This window comes from Brachyspira hyodysenteriae ATCC 27164, from assembly GCF_001676785.2.
Lineage (GTDB): Bacteria > Spirochaetota > Brachyspiria > Brachyspirales > Brachyspiraceae > Brachyspira > Brachyspira hyodysenteriae.
Map to the genome: position 1 here is coordinate 84,849 of NZ_CP015910.2, position 18,155 is coordinate 103,003.

Consider the following 18,155-nt stretch of genomic DNA (forward strand, 5'->3'; position numbering starts at 1 on the left):
TTTTTTTTATTTTATATAAATTCTATAAATTTAATATACGCTTGGGCGGGTGTTAACATTTCTAATTTGATAAAAAAGAAATTTTGTATTTTTATTACTTATTAATTTAAAAAGGAAAAAGGGCGGGCGAATGTAAGTAAAATTTAAAAAATAAATTATTTATTTTTCATTAAATCTAAATGCAATCAAATAAAAAACTATTTCTTATGGTCTTCACAATGTTCTTCTTTATGTTTGATATTATCTCTATATACAGGCTGAAATTCTTCCCTTAAAAGTTTTCTGTTCAAATCTTTGCCTATAAATACTACTTCAAGCTTATCATTTTCATTTGCTCCTGTAACAGCATATCTTTCTCCTACAACATCATATCTAAAATAATTACTACCGCATTTTATAAAACCTTTAGACCTTGCTATGAATCCAAAGCGTCCGTGAATAATATCTTCAAGTAAAGTCATAAATTTATTTTCACTTTCCACACAGCATCCTTTCATACTTATAGAGTCGGGCATTTTTTCATTTTTTGGTTTTTCCAATTCTTTTATAGCATATTTATCATCTAAAAATGAATTTAAAATGTTTTCCCACCATTTTTTATCTTTATTAGAATAATGTTCTTCAAGTATTTCTATATTATCTAATGGTAAATTGTTTCTCATAATCAATGACTTTATTTTTTTTATAAGATCTTCTTTTTCATATTCTTCTTTTGACTCTATTTTAGATATTATTATCTTTGATCCGTTTAAAATTTGATCAGTATAAATATCATCATAGGAATTAATAAAAGAGTCGAATGTATTTCCGTCTATTATAGTTATAGGTTTCAAAAGTACTATTCTTTCATATTCAATTTGTTTTATATTGTTGATAATATTGCTTAGTTTAGCAGCTCCTGTAGGTTCCACTATTAAGTATTCAGGATCAAGAGAATTAGCTATTGTGAGTATAGAAGAAGCAAAATCTTGTTTCATAGTGCAGCATACACATCCTTCTGTAAGTTCCCAGATATTCATGCCTTCATCTTTCAATATATTAGAATCTATATCGACATCGCCATATTCATTTTCCATTACAACAAAATCTCTTTTGGTTTTATTGCCCATTTCTTTTATGAGGGTAGTTTTTCCAGCACCTAAAAATCCTGAAACAATCAATATTTTCATATATTACATTTCTCCATTAATACTGTTATATAATCATTATATAATGCTTTGTATATAAAAGCTAGTAATAATAAATAGGGTACTAATATATAGATTTTTTATATGACGGTATTTTATTTTAAATAAAATGTATAGTTTTTTACTTTTAAAATCATATATATAAAATAAAAAAAGGAGTGTAAATATGAAAGGATATGCTATGTTAAAAATAGGTGAATCAGGTTGGATTGAGAAAGAAAGACCTGCTTGCGGTCCTGCTGATGCTATTGTGAAACCTCTTGCTGTTGCTATATGTACTTCTGATGTACATACATTATGGGAAGGTGCTATAGGTGAAAGACATAATATGATTTTAGGTCATGAAGCTTGTGGTGAGGTTGTAGAAGTTGGAAGTTTAGTAAAAGACTTTAAACCAGGAGATAAAGTTTTAGTTCCTGCCATTACTCCTGATTGGAATAGTGTAGAAGCTCAGGCTGGATATTCTATGCACTCAGGCGGTATGCTTGCCGGATGGAAATTCTCTAACTTTAAAGATGGTGTATTTGGAGAATTCTTCCATGTTAATGATGCTGATGGTAACTTGGCTCTTTTACCTAGCAATATTGATCCTGTAGATGCTTGTATGCTTTCTGATATGGTGCCTACTGGTTTCCATGGTGCTGAGTTAGCTGATGTACAATATGGAGATAGTGTACTTGTTATTGGTATTGGACCTGTCGGTCTTATGGGAGTTGCTGGCGCTGCTTTGAGAGGAGCTTCAAGAATTATTGCTGTTGGTACTAGACCTAATTGTGTTGAAGCTGCTAAAAAATATGGTGCTGAAGAGTTCATTAGCTATAAAAACGGAACTATTGATGAGCAAGTTTTGAAAATGACTAATGGTAAAGGTGTTGATAAAGTTATTATTGCTGGCGGCGGTGTTGAAACTTTTGCTGAAGCAGTTCGTTCTTTAAAACCAGGCGGTAAAATCGGAAATGTTAACTATTTAGGTAAAGGTGATTATATACAAATCCCTAGAGCTGAATGGGGTGTTGGTATGGGGCATAAAGCTATACTTGGCGGACTTATGCCTGGCGGAAGACTAAGAATGGAAAAACTTGGTGCATTAGTAGCTTCTGGAAAATTAAATGTTCATCATTTAGTTTCTCATGTATTTGAGGGTTGGGAAAATCTTGAAAAGGCTTTATTTATGATGAGAGATAAACCTGCTGATTTAATTAAACCTGTAGTAAGAATTGAGAAATAATCGTTCTATATAATAGAAAAACTGGTATGTATTAAAAATATCTGCCAGTTTTTATTTTTATTAATTATTAAGAAAAAAACAGCCATTCAATATTTATATTTTTAATCTATTCAGACGCACGGTGAATGTATTATTAGATATAATTTAAATTTTAATTAATATGCAATCTTATATTTATTATTCTCCTCAGCGTGCGGACGGATATTATAAATTTAAATAAATCTTGGGTGGGTGCTTTAATTTCTAATCAAGTAAAAAAAATAATTAAATCAAAATTTCAAGTTGTAACAATAAATATAAAGGGCGGGCGTATGTAATTAAAATTTTATAAATTAAATTTTACTTCATCTTCGCCTTCATAACAATATCTGCAAACGCATTTATATATATCATCTCCAATTACAACTCTGTCAACATCTTTAACAATTCTCTTTGAATATATACCTTTTCTTCCGCAGTCGCATTTCCCAAAAACTTTTGTATGTATATCAATCAAATCTTCTTCTATCAATGCAGATACACTTTCCCAATAATTTCTTTTATAGTCCATATCAAGAGAAGCTATACAAAAATTAGTTTTAGTGTTTCTTTGAGTGCAGGTTTTTATGAGCTTTATAAAAATAGAAGTATCATTCAAAAAACAAAATTCATCTATTCCTACAATATCATATCTTGCAATATAATTATAAATATTCTCAACATCTTTTCCAATATTATTTTCAATTTCTTCTTCGGTGATTATATCTATTCTTTTATCTAAATAAACATTTTTATCACGGCAGAAATATCCCCTAAAAGAAATTGCTGGATATATGAATAATATTTTTATATTTTTATTTTCAAGTAAAAGATAATCTAAAGTTTTAATTAAATATTTTGATTTTCCTGCGAACATAGGTCCGGTAATTAAATGATTCATAAAAGTCCAATATTTTTAAGTGAATCGTTATATTATATCATTTAAATGTGTATATATCAAACATAAATGCTGTAAAAATGTATATTATAATTGGTTTAATTTTTATGTAGATATGTTATAATACGACAATTAAGTTTAGGAGTTAATTATGACATATTATGATGCAGCTAAAAAAGTTTTAGAGCAAAGCGATGTTCCTATGAAAGTTAATGAAATATGGGAGAAAGCTTGTGAATTAGGTTATGATAAAATTATAGCTGAAACATTAAATGGAAAAATGAGTAAAACTCCTATTGCAAGTTTAGGATCTGTAATTTATGTAGATATTAAATATAATCCTGATACTACAATATTTGTTAAGGTTGGCAGAGGACAATTTTTATTAAAAAGCAAAATAAATAATACCAATCAAAGTTTGATAAATGAAATTAATAATTTAAGCGAAGAAGATGATACAGAAGAGATTACTGAAAATACAATTACAAATAAAAAAATATTAGAAGAAGATTTGCATATACCTCTTACAAAATATTTATACTCAATGAAAATATATTCTAAAACTATAAATGCAAATGCTACTGATGTTAACTTAAAAGGAAAAATGAAATGGGGTACTCCTGATATAGTAGCTGTTACATTCAAAGATTATATTAATAAATCAGTTTTGGAATTATTTAATCATATAAATTTACCAACTACAGAGCTTTATGCTTATGAATTGAAATTAAGACTTACACTTGGAAGTTTAACAGAATATTATTTTCAGGCATTATCAAATTCTGGTTGGGCTAATGAGGCTTGGCTTGTTGCTATGGAAATAGATGAAAACAATTACGATGAATTAATGGAAGAAATTAAAAGATTAAATCAATCTTTCGGAGTAGGTGTAATTAAATTAGATTATGACAATCCTGAAGATTCAGAAATATTGTTTTCAGCTAAAAAAAGAAATTATTTAGATATAGATACTATGCATAAACTTTGCTATAATAGACATTTTCAAGATTTTATTAATGATGTTAATGAAATATTAGAAGCTAAAGATAAATCAAAAAATCATATAATATCAAGTTTGATAAATAGCGGAAGATTTAATAATCCTCATTAACAAAAAATCAAAAGTATTTGCCTATATGAGCGGATTTGGTTTTAAGAACAATATTAAAGCTGAAGATTTTGATTTAACGCCTTATGTTGATTTTGATAATATTTATTTGAATGATTTAAAAGAGTTTCTAATTAATATATTAGAATGATTTATAAAATATTAATTACTTGCATTTTCGCGAAGCGTTCCGACAAAGTCCACCTGTGATGTAGGCAGTAACTTTGGCGAAGCCCGCAGAGCGTGTGTGTCAAAAAAGTTGAATAAATCTTAAAATTATATCTTAAAAAATATATTTTCAATATAAATTAATTTATACTAAAAATTTTAGAGTTTGTCATTTTTTTAGTCAACTTTTTCCCTCCGCAAAAAGTTGCAAAAAGTGCAAGGATAGAATTAGTACTAAATCATACTAAAATTATCTTACATGTAAAATAATTTATTAAATTAAAGCCAAATGTAGCCTTTCTCGAAGCGTATCCAAGCCTGTCGAGGATATAGCTTCTTTGTGGCAACAAAAGAAGTTGGGTGTTACATTACAGGCACGCTTCGCGGTGGGCAAAACCCCAGATATAAAAGCAAAAATGTAAATTTATTTTTGACAAAATATATTTGTTTAGGTATATATAAAAATTATTTAATACTTGAATTCATTTTCTTATATGCTATATTTTAAACATTAATTAAAATAAATGGAAAACAAATTGAATATAAAAACACAAAACAAAAAAATAGAACTGCTCGCACCTGTCGGAGATGAAAGAGGTTTGAAGGCCGCTGTTAATGCTGGAGCTGATGCTGTATATTTCGGTACTAAAAGTTTTAATGCTAGGGTAGGAGCAGCTGAAAACTTCGATGAAAAGGCACTTGAAGAAAATATAAAATTCGCAAAATTAAGAAATGTTAATGTTTATATAACTGTTAATACTTTAGTTTATAATGATGAAATTGATAAAGTGCTTCCATTAATAAAAAGCGTTTCTGATTTAGGAGCTGATGCCATTATAGTTCAGGACTTAGGAATAATTGATATTGTAAGAAATAATTTAAATATTGCTATGCATGCAAGCACACAGATGTCTTGTAATAATTTAGATAGTGTTAAACTACTTAAAAGTATTGGGATTGATAGAGTGGTTCTAGCACGTGAGATGAGTTTAGAGAATATAAAATATATCAGAGATAATACAGATATAGAACTTGAAACTTTTGTGCATGGAGCTTTATGCGTAAGTTTTTCAGGTCAATGTGCTTATTCTTATTTGCATGGAGGAAGAAGTGCAAACCGCGGAGCTTGTGCCCAGCCTTGCAGAATGGAATACGCTGGAGGAAAAACCGATTATCCTTTGAGTACTAAAGATTTAATGACTATTGATATAATTCCAAATTTACTTGAAAGCGGAATAACATCTTTTAAAATTGAAGGACGTGCAAAAAGAAGCGAATACGTTGCAGTTACTACTTCAATATATAGGCATGCTATTGATTTGGCTTTGGAAAATAAAGATATACCTACTGAAAAATACAAAGAAGATTTAATGAAAATTTTTAATAGAGGCGGATTTTCTCAAGGTTATTATTATAATTCAAAAGATATATTTGAAAATTATAAGCCTAGCCATGATGGTGAATATATAGGAGAAGTTACTGCATACAAGAAAAATAAAATATATATAAAAGCAGAAAAAGAATTAAATGTTTATGACGGACTCTCATTTGGAGATAGCGGAAAAGTTGGAATGCAGATTTCTGATTTATATAAAGATAATACGAGAGTAAAAAGAGCAAAAGGAAATTTAAGTTTTTCAGCTGTTTTAAAAAATGTAAATATTGGTGATGAAGTTTATAGAACTACTGATAAATTACAAATGGATGAAGCAGATAAAATAATTGAAAGCGATCATTTTAAACATCTGCTTGATTTAAATTGTATAATTGGATTTAATAATGAAAAAATAAAATTAACAGTCAATAGCAAATATGATGACAGACTAAACAACATAGAATATATAAGCGATTATACAATTCAAGAAGCTAAAACTAAATCAACAACTAAAGAAGATATTTTTAATTCTCTTTCAAAAACTGGAGGCACTATATTTGAATTTGAGAATATTAATATTGAAGAAAAATTTCAAAATCCTTTTATACCTGTTAAAATTTTAAATGAGGCTAGAAGATGCATAATTGAAAAACTTGAAAATATTTTAATGCAGTCCAAAAAAATTAATTATAATAAAGATTGTGAAAAAAATATTAATTATCCAAACACTGATATAAAAGTTTTGATTGCAAATAGCGAAGAAAAAATTAATTTATATTCTGATATTCATTATGACAAAAAAATATTATTTCCAAATGTTTATGATGAAAATATAATTAAGCTTTTTGAGGCTAAAAAAATAGACGGTATACTTTTACCGCATGTTACATTCGATAAAGATATTGAGGTTATAAAAAACATAGTAGAAAAAACAAATGGCATGATAGTAATATGCAATAATTTAGGACATATTGAAGCATTAAAAGGAAAAGCTATATTATGGGCAGGCATTGGGCTTAATGCGATTAATAATTACAGTGTGAATCTTTTATACAAATTAGGAATTGACACTGTTATATCGGCTATAGAAGCGGGTAAAAATTTAAAACATACTTTATCTGTAAAAGAAGGTTTTATACCTGCTATGAGCTTTGCTTTCTGTCCTAAAAGTATGTCAGTAGGATGCAGTAAATGTAAAGAAGAGGATATTATCGATCATAAAGGAAATACTGTAATATTTGATTGTGTGAGAATGCATAACAAAACAAGTTTTATATTAGAAAAAATAAAAAATAAAAATGGAAATATTTATTACAGCATATATTAAATATAATAGTACTAATTTTGATTAAAATTTTTAAAAATAAAAATAGAGATATAAAATTAATTACATCTCTATTTTTTATTTTAAGGTAGTTTTTTAATGAGTATTTATTTATTGTTTTTTATATCATTATATTTTGCTAAAAATTCATCTGCTAAATCTTGAAGTTCTTTTGAATACTGAATATTTAAATTCATAGAATTGCTTATAATATTAGGATCAGAATTCTTTTTAGACATTTCTAAATCCATTTTAGTTTTTTCTAAATAAATTTTTTCTTTTAAGTCATGGAATCTTGATTGATATTCTGTTTTTAATTTCATAACTTCTGCTAATTGTTCCTGTGTAAGTCCTGCTTCATTATAAATAAAATATTCATAATTGCATTTTCCGTTATAATCTTTCCAGTCATATTTTTTTTCTTTGGCATATACTGATATGGATAAAATAACTGTAAATAAAATAATACTAAAAATACGTTTCATAATAAACCTCTCTTTTAATTAAATGTTTTATTTGCTTTATTAGACGAATTATACAAATAAAAGTTCCTAATTATTTATATTTTTTAATAATTTTTATATAAAAATTTTATAATTGTATTTTTTAAATTTCATTTACATACCCACCCTTTAAAATTTATTGCTATATTTTAAATTTTAGTTTTCATTATATTTAAAGCCAAATTAGAAATTAAGGTACCCACCCAGGCTTTGTTTAATTTTAAAATTTTTATTAACGCACGGTAAACTAATTTTTATTTTTTGTTTAAATTATTATTTTTAATTAATCATAATTTTAAAACTTTTCTCTGCGTGCGTTGTGAAAGTAATAAATTTAATTAGATCTTGGGCGGGCAGCTAAAATGACAGATTAACATTAAGAAGAAAAATCATGCTGAAATTTCAAATAGAATTAAAAAGCCTAAAGGGTGGGATCAAAATAAAAGGCTTGATAAATATTTATCAAACCCTTTATTTATAATTTTTATTTGTATAAGAATCTTTTTATTTTTTTAGTAGGATTTTTTATAAACTCTTCTTTTTGAATAGTAAAGCCTGATATCCTTCCAAATTCAGGGAGTAATTTATTAACTTCTATTCTGTTATTTTCTATAAGTTTATTAACATCTTCTTCGCTTAATTTTTCATCTCTTATTCTTTCAGCATCTAAATATAATAAAGCATGAAGTTTATTATCCCTTTGTAAAACTAAAGACTCTAATATATAAGGCATAGCATTTAACTTGCTTTCAATTTCTTCAGGATAAATATTCTGTCCGCTGGCACCAAGCAGCATATTTTTGCTTCTTCCTCTTATAAATATTCTGTTATTTTCGCCAAGAACACCCAAATCCCCTGTTCTAAGCCATCCGTCTTTAGAAAGAACATCTGCAGTAGCTTTATAATTTTTATAATAACCAAGCATAACATTTTCACCCTTAACCATAATCTCACCCACATCACCTTCTTTTTCAGCATCTATTTTTATTTCTAAAGTATCTATTATGCATCCGCAGCTTCTAGGTACATGTTTATCCCAAGGTCCGTAACTAATTAAAGGTCCGCATTCTGTCATTCCATATCCTACCGTGAATTTAAAACCTATATCCATAAGGAATTTTTCTACATCGCTATTTAAAGCACTTCCTCCTATTATAACCTCATGGAAATTGCCTCCGAAAGATTGTGTAAGACTATTCCTTATTTTTGATTTCAATAAAGATGATATTATAGGAAGCTTTAATAAATTAGAAATTAAAGGCTTGCTTATAGTAGGAAGTATTTTTTTAAGATAAATTTTTTCTATGATAAGAGGAACCATCAATATAAGATTTGGTTTTACCTCATCGAATGCCTTAAGTAATATGTTAGGGCTAGGTATAGCATTAAGCATATATATGCATGCTCCTCTTGAAAATGGAAATAAAAAGTCGAATAAGCATCCAAATACATGGGCAAGAGGAAGAAAAGAAAGTATATGATCATTAGGTTTTATAGGCATATTATTAATGGCAAATCTAATATTGGCAGCTAATGAATTATGATTAAGCATAACCCCTTTACTGAATCCTGTAGTTCCTGAAGTGTATATAATAGTAGCTAATGTATCATTTTCAAATATAGTAAGATTGAAATCTTCTTTTTTTATATCTTCTATTTCTATATCGCTGAATATGTTTTCAGTTTTTTTATTACTATCTTTTTTTTCTTCTGTATTTTCTTCTATAATAAATGTATCAAAATTATTTAGATGAAAAGCTTTATTAAGCTGAGATAAAGTTTGAGTATCTATTCCTTTTAAAATATTTGAGTCAGCAAATAAAAATTTTACTCCTGAATCTTTTAATATAGAAGCTATATCTTCTTTTGAAAAATCCACAAGTATAGGAACAACAACAGCACCATAACTAACTATAGATATATACATTAAAGCCCAATTAACGGAATTAGCACCGCATATTGCAATTTTTTCACCTTTATGTATATCGAGCTTTTTAAAACCAATATGTATTTTTAAAATATTTTTAGCCACATCAGAATATTTTAATATATTATTAGTGCCGTAATCAGCAAATGCATTTATATCCCAATTTTCTTTTATTGTATTTTGAATATAGTCGCTTAGTCTTTCTTTAATCATATTTTATCTCCTCCCGTTCAATATGTATTTTTCATATATAAAATATAACAAAATTAGAAAATGTTAGCAACATATCTAAACATAAATACTGCATGGCATACATTAGATATTATTAAAAGCGAATAAAATAAAGGTAAAAATAAAGTATATCTTCTGTTTGCTTCATACATAGCAAGCCTATAAAATACCATTGCTATATTCAAAAGAAGAAAACCTGTTAAATATAATATCGCTCCATATTCACCTACAGCAGTAGATATTTTTGAAATTGCTATAAGCCAAACCCAATTTAATAGAAAATAATATATAGTTTCTGTAGCACCACGCCATCTGTATCCGAATACGCTTCTTAATGTGATGCCTAATGTACATAAACCTGTAATAATACCAAAGAAACTCCATCCCCATCCATTTTGTAATGATATTAGGCATGGAGGAATGTATATACCCCATATCATCATAATAAAAAATGCATGGGATAATATATAAAAAACTTTTTTTGCTTTATTGTTAAAAGGAAAAAAATGATATATCGAATTTATTATATAAAATATTGTTAAAAAACTTGAGTATAGAGAAAATGAAGTAATTTCCCTTGCAGTTTTAGAATTAATTATTAAAAGCACTAAGACAGCTATTGCCGAACTAGCACATATTATGCATATAACAGCACTTATCTTAGAAACAGAATTCTTTACTATATTATTATTCAAATCAGCATTCATAGTGTTTTATATAATAAACCTTATTTATAATAAAGTAAATGGTAATTTATAACTATTTTTCATATTAGAATAATTGTTCAATTTAAAAATTTCATTATAAAAATATAAAATTATACGATATAATAATATTAAGATTATTTTTTGATAAATACAATTAAATATAATAGGTATATAAAATGATATTAAACAGCGAATTAAAACAAAATATTTTAAATAGGTTTAAAAATAAAAAAATAGCAGTTTTACATGGCGGATTAAGCTCTGAGAGAGAAGTTTCACTCAGAAGCGGACAGAATGTCTATAAAGCATTAACAAGCTTCGATGAAATTAAAGATAATTGTATTTTAATAGATGTTAAAGATTCTTATGAACTAGTAAAAAAATTAAAAGAAAATAATATTGAATACTGCTATAATATTTTACATGGCACATCAGGTGAAGATGGAACTGTTCAGGGGCTTTTGGAGAGTCTTAATATTAAATATACAGGTGAAAATATTTTAGTTAGTGCTGTTTGTATGAATAAAGTTTATACAAAAAGAATATGGAAATCATCAAATGTTTCTACTGCAGATTTTATGCTTCTTAAAGATGTTAAAGAAATTAATGATAGCGGTATAAAAGGAAGTGCATTAACTTTTAATTTCCCTCTAATATTAAAGCCTATATCAGATGGTTCAAGCGTCGGAGTTCATTTAATAAAAACAAAGACTGAGTTTGAAAGTGTTGTAAGCTCTATAAAAGATAGTGAAAATTATTTTTTAGAGCCTTATATAAAAGGAAAAGAAATTACTGTTGGGTTAGTAAAACAAGATGATGAAAATATTTATGTCTTTCCAATACTAGGTATAAATTCCAAAAATGAAATATATGATTATGAAGCAAAATATACTCCTGGAAAAACAGAAATGGAAATGCCTGCTAAATTATCAAAAGAAATTGAAAATAAAGTAATAGAAACCTGCAAAAAAGCATATAAAGTTTTAGGATGCAGCGGACTTTCAAGAATAGATGCTATAGTAGGAAATGATAATGAGGTTTATCTTATGGAAGTAAATACTCAAGGCGGTATGACAAATACTTCTGATATACCTGCAATGGCTAAGCATATAAATCTTGATTTTAATGATCTTGTTTTATATATATTAGGGCTTTTAAAATAATTTTTGTAAATATTTATTATTAGTTAAATAAAAAACAGATATGCATGTATTTATTTGTATATCTGTTTTATTATATACCTAAACAACTATCTTTTTGTTTTGATATCTGGGGCTTTGCCCACCGCGAAGCGTACCCGCAGGGTAAGACCCCACTTCTTTTGCGACTGTAGGGAGTGCCTGTGGTATTGCCACAAAGAAGCTTATATCCTCGACAAGCTCGGATACGCTTCGCGAAAGGCTGTATTTTAGTTTAAATTTAATAATTTATATTACATATAAAATAAAATTAGTATGATTTAGTATTAATTTTACACTTGCACTTTCGCCGCAGGCGTACTTCGTATGGTTTTTTTTGCGGCAGTAAAAGAACAATAAAAAAATATACATAAAAACAAAAAATTATAAAATATATTTGTTTAGCTATATATTAATTTTTTATATTTATATTATAGTCATTAAATTTGAATAATCGTTTTTATATCCCATTTGATCTAGCATTACAGAAATTTCACCTCTATGATGAGTACTATGATTTAATGCATGCATTATCAAATGGTATCTAGGCTTTTTTATTACAGCGTTTGGAATAGCCACTTTGCCGGATATATTAAAATCTTCTATACTATTAACTATAGCTATTATAACATCATCTAATTTTTTTCTTATATCTATTAAACTGCTTAAATCTTTATCTATATCTGTATTGAAAGTAAAATCTTCATTTAAATAGTTTAGTATATCTTCATTTTCTATTTTCTTTTTACTTGAATATTTTCTGTATACATTAAAGAAATATATATCGCATTGAATAATATGTATGAATGTTCCGTATACAGATTTAAAATATGCATTTGTTTCTTTTTTTAAATCTTTATCTTTGACTGTTTCTAAAATCTCAGAAAGTTTTTTATTGGCGTTTTTATTGTATAAAGCCATCATATTCATAATTTTTTTTGCTACTTTATCTACAGGTTTTTTATTTATATTATTTTCTATGTCTTTCTTTTTTTTATCTATCTTTTTATTTACTTCTCTTTCAGTATTTTCTTTTTTAGCATTTAAAAGATTAGATTTCATTTCTTTAACTTTTTCTGTGATATTTTTCTTTTCTTCCTGAAGTTTTTTTAACTGATTTGTTTTCAATTCTTTAACATTCTTCTTTAAATCTTTTGTTATTGATGATTTAATTTTTTCTATATCTTTTATTTTTTTATCAAGCTTTTTTGATTCAGTTTCTATTTTTCTTGCAAGTTCTTTAACTTTATTATCTATCATGTAGGTAAATCCTAAGAAATATTTTTATATATTATATTATTTTATTTTGATAATTCAATATTGAATATAATTTTTATTTTATATATTTGCAATATGATTATAATAAGAATTAATCTTTATAATTTTCTTTTTTATCTATATATTTTCTTACTAAAGTTTTTATTCTATCGTATTTAAAACCCTTACGCATTAATGTTTTTATAATATAATCTTCTTTTCTTTCTTTATGCTCATATACTTTATAATATTTTCTTATGGCATCTTTTAATGCTTTATCATCTATTCTGTCGCTTATAGAATTTTGTGCTTTTTCTATCAAGCTTGGCTTTACTTTATTTTTCTTTAAATAATCTATTATATGTCTTTTGCTTTTACCTTTTAGTTTCAAACTATTTATTGCTATTTTTACGAATCTTTTATCATCTATCAAGTCATATTCTTTGCAGTAGTTTACAGCATGCTTAATGAATCTTTTTTTATGTCCTTTTTTTGTGAGCTTTTCTCTGAGCATACCCTCGCTTATAAATCCGCGTTTTAATATAGATACTGCAGATTTTCTTGCAGCAGACTCAAAAGCTCTAAATCTTATATGAGGTATTTCATCATATTCAAGCTCCATTCCCTCATATAAATCTAATTCATAGAGTCCGTTTTTTGGTATAGTGAATACATCTCCGCCCGATACTTTGATATGTATCTTATCGCCTTTTAATTTCATTTTTAAAATAACCATAATAGAAACAGTATAATAAATATAAATAGTTTTTCAAGTGTAATTTAAAATTTTATTTTTTATATGATAAAAGAAAATCTATATCTTCAGAACTCAATATCTGTTTAGGTATTATTATAGCAGACATTTCATCTATATAGAAAAATATGCATTTATTTGTAGAATCTATTTTTTTTATTTCATCTTTATTGAATCCACTTGTTCCTCTGTCTTCTTTAAAAATTACTTTATCATCATATATAGTTAATTCTTTATCTCCGAAAACCTTATCCAATTTACCGCTTCTTACATACTCTTTCACTTTTTTTACTATCTTCTTTTCAAGACGCTTTTTATATGTAACTATTTGAAGAACAGAAAATGCTGAAACTAATAATGCTATTATTATTATTAAAAAAGCATTATCTCTAAAATATATTGCCATAGATACAAATACTACAATATAAAGAGCTATAAGTATTATAATAGTTTTTTTTATTGATGAAGTCATATTTGAATTAATTCTCAAATAATGAAGCTGAAAATCTATAAAATCATCTTCTGTTAATTTGTATTTATATTCTTTTTTCATTATGTTTTGTCCTTTATTATTGCTAGCGATAAACTTATTATTATATATAAAAAATCTCGCTTTAAAATCTCTATCAGCTTTTAGCTGATAGACGCTCGATTTTTTTTATCGCTTTAAAAAACTTATAATAAACTAATATATTTATAATAAAATATTAAATGATAAAGAGTTATGTGTATAAAATAACTTTTTAAATTTAATTATATATAAGTCTTTTATATATGTGCTTTTGCAACTTTTACGAAGTCTACCTCGCTGTGCATGCCTTTGGCAGGTGTGCAACGGGAAAAGTTGATATATTTTATTACTAATATAAGCACTAATAAAAAATAATTTTTATTAGTATAGTATAATTGAATATTTTTTCAAGTATTAGTTTATTTTGTTATTTCCAATTTTTGTTTGCAAGTTTATCTAGATTTATTTTTTTATATTTTTCTCTCAAAGTAATTGAAGGTATCCACCAAGCTATATCAAAAACTTTCTTTTTAATTGATTCAATCTTTTCTAAATAAATATTATAATCATCATAAGTTTTCATTATATATACGCTGTAGGCATAGAATGCATGTTTTTCTCTGTCTATTTCAACATCTAATTTTTTTATTAACTCATGGCATTTTTTATAGAATTCATTTTTATTGGGAGCTTTATAATTATTGAATACAAATAAAAAAGAATTGAAATTATAAAAATTAGATTCTTTTAATAGATTAATATTTTTTTCTTTATAGAAGTTAAATATATTGCTGAATACCGATAAAGCATCTGATGCTGTTCTCTCGTCTTTTTCTATTGAATGAACTGCGGATGATTTTCTTTGAACATAATAATATTTAGCATTATTATTATAATGCATTTTGGGTTTATAAACTAAATATTTATAAAAAAATTCACTGTCTTCAGCTACTATATAATTTTGAAATTTTAAATTGTTATCTGTAATAAATGATTTTTTATATAATTTATTCCAAACAGCTACAAGAGGATATTCAGGAGTATTTTCTTTTTCCGTTGTGCTTACATTAAAATTGCTTTCTCCTTCAAAACATTTATCTTTAAAATCTTTTTTCCATTTTTCTAATCTATTATGATAGTATGGTTTTATATATCCTTTACTTTCATTTACTGTATATATATTGTTAGTAAAAACTATATCCGAATTATATTTTACTGCTGTGCCGTATAAATTCTCTATATAATTACTTTCTATAAAGTCATCAGAATCTATAAATGAAATATATTCTCCATTACTAGAATCAATACCTATATTTCTTGAAAGTCCAACCCCTATATTTTTTTCATTATTTATGAGTTTTATTCTATTATATTTTTTTATATATTCTTTTATTATATTTTCTGAGTTATCAGGAGAGCAGTCATTAATGCATATTATTTCTATATCTTTTAATGTTTGATTAATAATACTTTCCAAACATTTAGGTAAATATTTTTCTACATTGTATATTGGTAAAACTACTGATACTTTAATCATAAATTATAACCTTAAAATTATTAGAACATTATATGGTTTATATTATTCTATAATTATAATAAAAATAACTTTTTAAGTAAAGCAAAAGTAGTTTTATTATTAATTTTTTTAATCAATAGTAGGTTATCATAATATTTTAAAGTTTATGTATATAAATTTTTTACTATTTATGTTATAATTTACTTATATAAGGTATAAAATTTCAGAACATCAATATATTTTTTATACATATATTTTTAATATAAGGATTTTAGACATGATGAAAAACAAAGAAAGACTTTTATGGATATTTCTTTTAATTTTTGTAGTAGCAATTTCTTTTTTCAATTTTAAAAGTCCTTCGCTTGCAATGGCGCAGCAGGGAAATGCTCAGTCTGATAATGATTTTTACTATTACAGCAGATTATTTCAAAAGGTATTTGCAACATTACAGCAGAATTTTGTTGATACTAATAATGTAACAACAAAAAAACTTATGTATGGTGCAATAAAAGGAATGCTTGAGGCAACTGAAGATCCTTTTACTTTCCTTCTTGATGAGGAACTAAATACTGCATTAAATACAGAGATGTCTGGAAAATACGGCGGAGTAGGACTTTCTATTTCAAAGAATGCTGATAAAGGATTAATGGTAGTTTCTCCTATAGAAGATGGTCCTGGTGAGAAAGCTGGTATATTATCAGGCGATATTATAACAGAGATAGACGGTAAAAGTACAAAAGATATGTCTGTTGATAATGCTGCTAATATAATGAGAGGAAAAGAGGGCAGTAAAGTAACTTTAACTATAGTAAGAGAAGGTGTTGCAGAGCCTATTAAGTATCCTCTTACAAGAGCAATCATTGAAATAAAAAGCGTTAAATATAAAATGGTTGATAATAATATAGGTTATATAAGAATAACTACTTTCGGTGATGAAACTGCTAGAGATTTAGAAAATGCTTTGATAGATCTTAAAAAGCAAGGTATGAAAAAACTTATTCTTGATTTAAGAAATAATCCTGGCGGAAGACTTGATACTGCTATAAATATAGTAGAAGAATTCCTTACTGAAGGAAAAATAGTTTATACAAGAGGAAGAAGCAGAAATGAAAATCAGGATTATTATGCTTCTAAGAAAGGAGATGAATGGCTTGAAGGCGATACATTAGTTTTAGTTAATCAATACAGTGCTTCAGCTTCTGAAATACTTTCAGGTGCATTACAAGACAGCGGAAGAGCTAAACTTTTGGGTGAAACTACATTCGGAAAATTCAGTGTTCAGTATGTGCTTCCATTGGATGCTAGAGATAATACTTCTTTCAAATTCACTGTAGCACATTATTATACACCAAATGGAAGAAGACTTCATGGTAAAGGTTTAACTCCTGACTTCGTCGTAGTAGAGCCTAAACTTTCAAGCACAGATATAACAGCTTTAACAGAGCTTAGAAAAGGCGGACAGATTTCTGCTTATGCTAAAAAATACCCTAGTGAAAGTTCAGATGCTACAGCTTTACCTGCTTTCAAAGAAGAGCTTAGAAAACAAAATATAATGGCTAGCGATTATTTACTTGAGCGTTTAATATATAATGAAAGAAACTTAGATAATTATAAAGAGATATATGATCTTCGTTATGATAAACAGTTGAAGGCTGCTATTGAATATTTACAAACAGGTAAAGAGCCTCCTCAAGATAAAGAAGAGCCTAGAGAAAATTGGTCAAATGAAAAAGAAGAAAATTAATAAGTTTTAATTTCTTTAATATAAAAAGGTGATAGTATTATTAATATTATCACCTTTTTTAATTGCATAAATATGCTTTGGCATGTTTTCTAAAGTGTTTTAGTTTATTTATATAAAAAATTGTATATACAAAAAATTTTTAACTTTGTTAACTGATACACTTTATATAGAATTATCAACTTTTTTGACGCACACGCTCTGCGGACTTCGTCAAAGTTGCTGCCACAGGCACGCTTCGCGAAAACGCAAATGCTAGAACTTTATATTAAAAACATTCCTATTAAATATAGGGTATGGCCTATAAAAATGCAGTCTTTCGCGAAGCGTATCCGAGCCTGTCGAGGATATAGGTTCTCGCCGTAGGCGTACTTCGTATGTGCCAATACTTACAGTACTTCCTTCGGTCGCAAAAGAACTGGGGTGCTGCACTCTGTGTACTTCGTAGGTGCAAAGCCCTGCAAATATTTTAAATTAAAAAAATTAGTTTGACAAAATATATTAGTTTAGATATATACCAT

General features: G+C 26.6%; 15 protein-coding genes. 6 read left to right on the top strand and 9 right to left on the bottom strand.

Going from position 1 to position 18,155, the window contains the following annotated elements; translation table 11 throughout:
- Window positions 1-197 precede the first annotated feature (197 nt).
- Window positions 198-1,169 (bottom strand): CobW family GTP-binding protein, encoded by a 972-nt coding sequence (locus BHYOB78_RS00355; RefSeq protein ID WP_020064930.1) that lies wholly within the window; start codon window positions 1,167-1,169, stop codon window positions 198-200.
- Between the two features lie 184 nt (window positions 1,170-1,353).
- On the opposite strand from BHYOB78_RS00355, the gene BHYOB78_RS00360 reads away from it, so the two are divergent.
- Window positions 1,354-2,415, top strand: coding sequence for an NAD(P)-dependent alcohol dehydrogenase (locus BHYOB78_RS00360; protein WP_012671365.1), 1,062 nt, complete (start codon window positions 1,354-1,356; stop codon window positions 2,413-2,415).
- 325 nt (window positions 2,416-2,740) lie between these two features.
- On the opposite strand, the gene BHYOB78_RS00365 is transcribed toward BHYOB78_RS00360, so the two are convergent.
- Window positions 2,741-3,334 (bottom strand): thymidine kinase, encoded by a 594-nt coding sequence (locus BHYOB78_RS00365; protein WP_020064929.1) that lies wholly within the window; start codon window positions 3,332-3,334, stop codon window positions 2,741-2,743.
- 148 nt (window positions 3,335-3,482) lie between these two features.
- Here BHYOB78_RS00365 and BHYOB78_RS00370 point away from each other — a divergent pair, with 148 nt between their 5' ends.
- The 3 genes from BHYOB78_RS00370 (at window position 3,483) to BHYOB78_RS00375 (ending at window position 7,309) form a co-directional block, all read left to right on the top strand.
- Window positions 3,483-4,442, top strand: a complete 960-nt coding sequence (locus tag BHYOB78_RS00370) for an HTH domain-containing protein (RefSeq protein WP_020064928.1) — start codon at window positions 3,483-3,485, stop codon at window positions 4,440-4,442.
- Between the two features lie 25 nt (window positions 4,443-4,467).
- On the top strand, window positions 4,468-4,590 hold the full coding sequence (locus tag BHYOB78_RS13810; protein ID WP_020064927.1) for a hypothetical protein: 123 nt from the start codon (window positions 4,468-4,470) through the stop codon (window positions 4,588-4,590).
- 541 nt (window positions 4,591-5,131) lie between these two features.
- Entirely contained in the window at window positions 5,132-7,309 is a 2,178-nt protein-coding gene (locus tag BHYOB78_RS00375) for a peptidase U32 family protein (RefSeq protein ID WP_038369886.1), read from the top strand.
- Between the two features lie 104 nt (window positions 7,310-7,413).
- Here the strand turns inward: BHYOB78_RS00375 and BHYOB78_RS00380 are convergent, their stop codons facing one another.
- From BHYOB78_RS00380 to BHYOB78_RS00390, 3 genes are all read right to left on the bottom strand, one after another.
- Entirely contained in the window at window positions 7,414-7,791 is a 378-nt protein-coding gene (locus tag BHYOB78_RS00380) for a hypothetical protein (protein ID WP_020064925.1), read from the bottom strand.
- A 502-nt stretch (window positions 7,792-8,293) separates the two neighbouring features.
- Window positions 8,294-9,949 carry an AMP-binding protein gene (locus BHYOB78_RS00385; protein WP_020064924.1) on the bottom strand — a complete coding sequence of 552 codons (1,656 nt, stop codon included), beginning with the start codon at window positions 9,947-9,949 and terminating at the stop codon, window positions 8,294-8,296.
- Window positions 9,950-10,002: 53 nt separating this feature from the next.
- Entirely contained in the window at window positions 10,003-10,674 is a 672-nt protein-coding gene (locus BHYOB78_RS00390; RefSeq protein WP_020064923.1) for a PAQR family membrane homeostasis protein, read from the bottom strand.
- A gap of 176 nt (window positions 10,675-10,850) precedes the next feature.
- On the opposite strand from BHYOB78_RS00390, the gene BHYOB78_RS00395 reads away from it, so the two are divergent.
- The gene (locus BHYOB78_RS00395) at window positions 10,851-11,837 is read left to right on the top strand and encodes a D-alanine--D-alanine ligase family protein (RefSeq protein ID WP_012671374.1); all 987 of its coding nucleotides are present in this window, start codon (window positions 10,851-10,853) and stop codon (window positions 11,835-11,837) included.
- A 441-nt stretch (window positions 11,838-12,278) separates the two neighbouring features.
- Here the strand turns inward: BHYOB78_RS00395 and BHYOB78_RS00400 are convergent, their stop codons facing one another.
- The 4 genes from BHYOB78_RS00400 to BHYOB78_RS00415 all read right to left on the bottom strand — a co-directional run bounded on the left by BHYOB78_RS00400 (window position 12,279) and on the right by BHYOB78_RS00415 (window position 15,911).
- Window positions 12,279-13,112 (bottom strand): DinB family protein, encoded by an 834-nt coding sequence (locus BHYOB78_RS00400; protein ID WP_020064921.1) that lies wholly within the window; start codon window positions 13,110-13,112, stop codon window positions 12,279-12,281.
- Between the two features lie 109 nt (window positions 13,113-13,221).
- Window positions 13,222-13,830 carry a regulatory protein RecX gene (locus tag BHYOB78_RS00405; protein ID WP_020064920.1) on the bottom strand — a complete coding sequence of 203 codons (609 nt, stop codon included), beginning with the start codon at window positions 13,828-13,830 and terminating at the stop codon, window positions 13,222-13,224.
- 67 nt (window positions 13,831-13,897) lie between these two features.
- A complete protein-coding gene (locus BHYOB78_RS00410; protein WP_012671377.1) occupies window positions 13,898-14,416 on the bottom strand; it encodes a YcxB family protein in 519 nt (172 codons plus the stop codon).
- 385 nt (window positions 14,417-14,801) lie between these two features.
- Window positions 14,802-15,911, bottom strand: a complete 1,110-nt coding sequence (locus tag BHYOB78_RS00415; RefSeq protein ID WP_020064919.1) for a glycosyltransferase family 2 protein — start codon at window positions 15,909-15,911, stop codon at window positions 14,802-14,804.
- A 256-nt stretch (window positions 15,912-16,167) separates the two neighbouring features.
- On the opposite strand from BHYOB78_RS00415, the gene BHYOB78_RS00420 reads away from it, so the two are divergent.
- Window positions 16,168-17,637 carry a S41 family peptidase gene (locus BHYOB78_RS00420; RefSeq protein WP_020064918.1) on the top strand — a complete coding sequence of 490 codons (1,470 nt, stop codon included), beginning with the start codon at window positions 16,168-16,170 and terminating at the stop codon, window positions 17,635-17,637.
- The last annotated feature ends 518 nt before the right edge of the window (window positions 17,638-18,155 follow it).

What these genes read in the sequence shown, in the direction of transcription:
- BHYOB78_RS00375 (WP_038369886.1), top strand. Translation starts at nt 5,132, where the DNA reads ATGGAAAACAAATTGAATATAAAAACACAAAACAAAAAAATAGAACTG.
- BHYOB78_RS00410 (WP_012671377.1), bottom strand. Translation starts at nt 14,416, where the DNA reads ATGAAAAAAGAATATAAATACAAATTAACAGAAGATGATTTTATAGAT.
- BHYOB78_RS00405 (WP_020064920.1), bottom strand. Translation starts at nt 13,830, where the DNA reads ATGAAATTAAAAGGCGATAAGATACATATCAAAGTATCGGGCGGAGAT.
- BHYOB78_RS00380 (WP_020064925.1), bottom strand. Translation starts at nt 7,791, where the DNA reads ATGAAACGTATTTTTAGTATTATTTTATTTACAGTTATTTTATCCATA.
- BHYOB78_RS00365 (WP_020064929.1), bottom strand. Translation starts at nt 3,334, where the DNA reads ATGAATCATTTAATTACCGGACCTATGTTCGCAGGAAAATCAAAATAT.
- BHYOB78_RS00370 (WP_020064928.1), top strand. Translation starts at nt 3,483, where the DNA reads ATGACATATTATGATGCAGCTAAAAAAGTTTTAGAGCAAAGCGATGTT.
- BHYOB78_RS00360 (WP_012671365.1), top strand. Translation starts at nt 1,354, where the DNA reads ATGAAAGGATATGCTATGTTAAAAATAGGTGAATCAGGTTGGATTGAG.
- BHYOB78_RS00385 (WP_020064924.1), bottom strand. Translation starts at nt 9,949, where the DNA reads ATGATTAAAGAAAGACTAAGCGACTATATTCAAAATACAATAAAAGAA.
- BHYOB78_RS13810 (WP_020064927.1), top strand. Translation starts at nt 4,468, where the DNA reads ATGAGCGGATTTGGTTTTAAGAACAATATTAAAGCTGAAGATTTTGAT.
- BHYOB78_RS00355 (WP_020064930.1), bottom strand. Translation starts at nt 1,169, where the DNA reads ATGAAAATATTGATTGTTTCAGGATTTTTAGGTGCTGGAAAAACTACC.
- BHYOB78_RS00400 (WP_020064921.1), bottom strand. Translation starts at nt 13,112, where the DNA reads ATGATAGATAATAAAGTTAAAGAACTTGCAAGAAAAATAGAAACTGAA.
- BHYOB78_RS00420 (WP_020064918.1), top strand. Translation starts at nt 16,168, where the DNA reads ATGATGAAAAACAAAGAAAGACTTTTATGGATATTTCTTTTAATTTTT.
- BHYOB78_RS00415 (WP_020064919.1), bottom strand. Translation starts at nt 15,911, where the DNA reads ATGATTAAAGTATCAGTAGTTTTACCAATATACAATGTAGAAAAATAT.
- BHYOB78_RS00390 (WP_020064923.1), bottom strand. Translation starts at nt 10,674, where the DNA reads ATGAATGCTGATTTGAATAATAATATAGTAAAGAATTCTGTTTCTAAG.
- BHYOB78_RS00395 (WP_012671374.1), top strand. Translation starts at nt 10,851, where the DNA reads ATGATATTAAACAGCGAATTAAAACAAAATATTTTAAATAGGTTTAAA.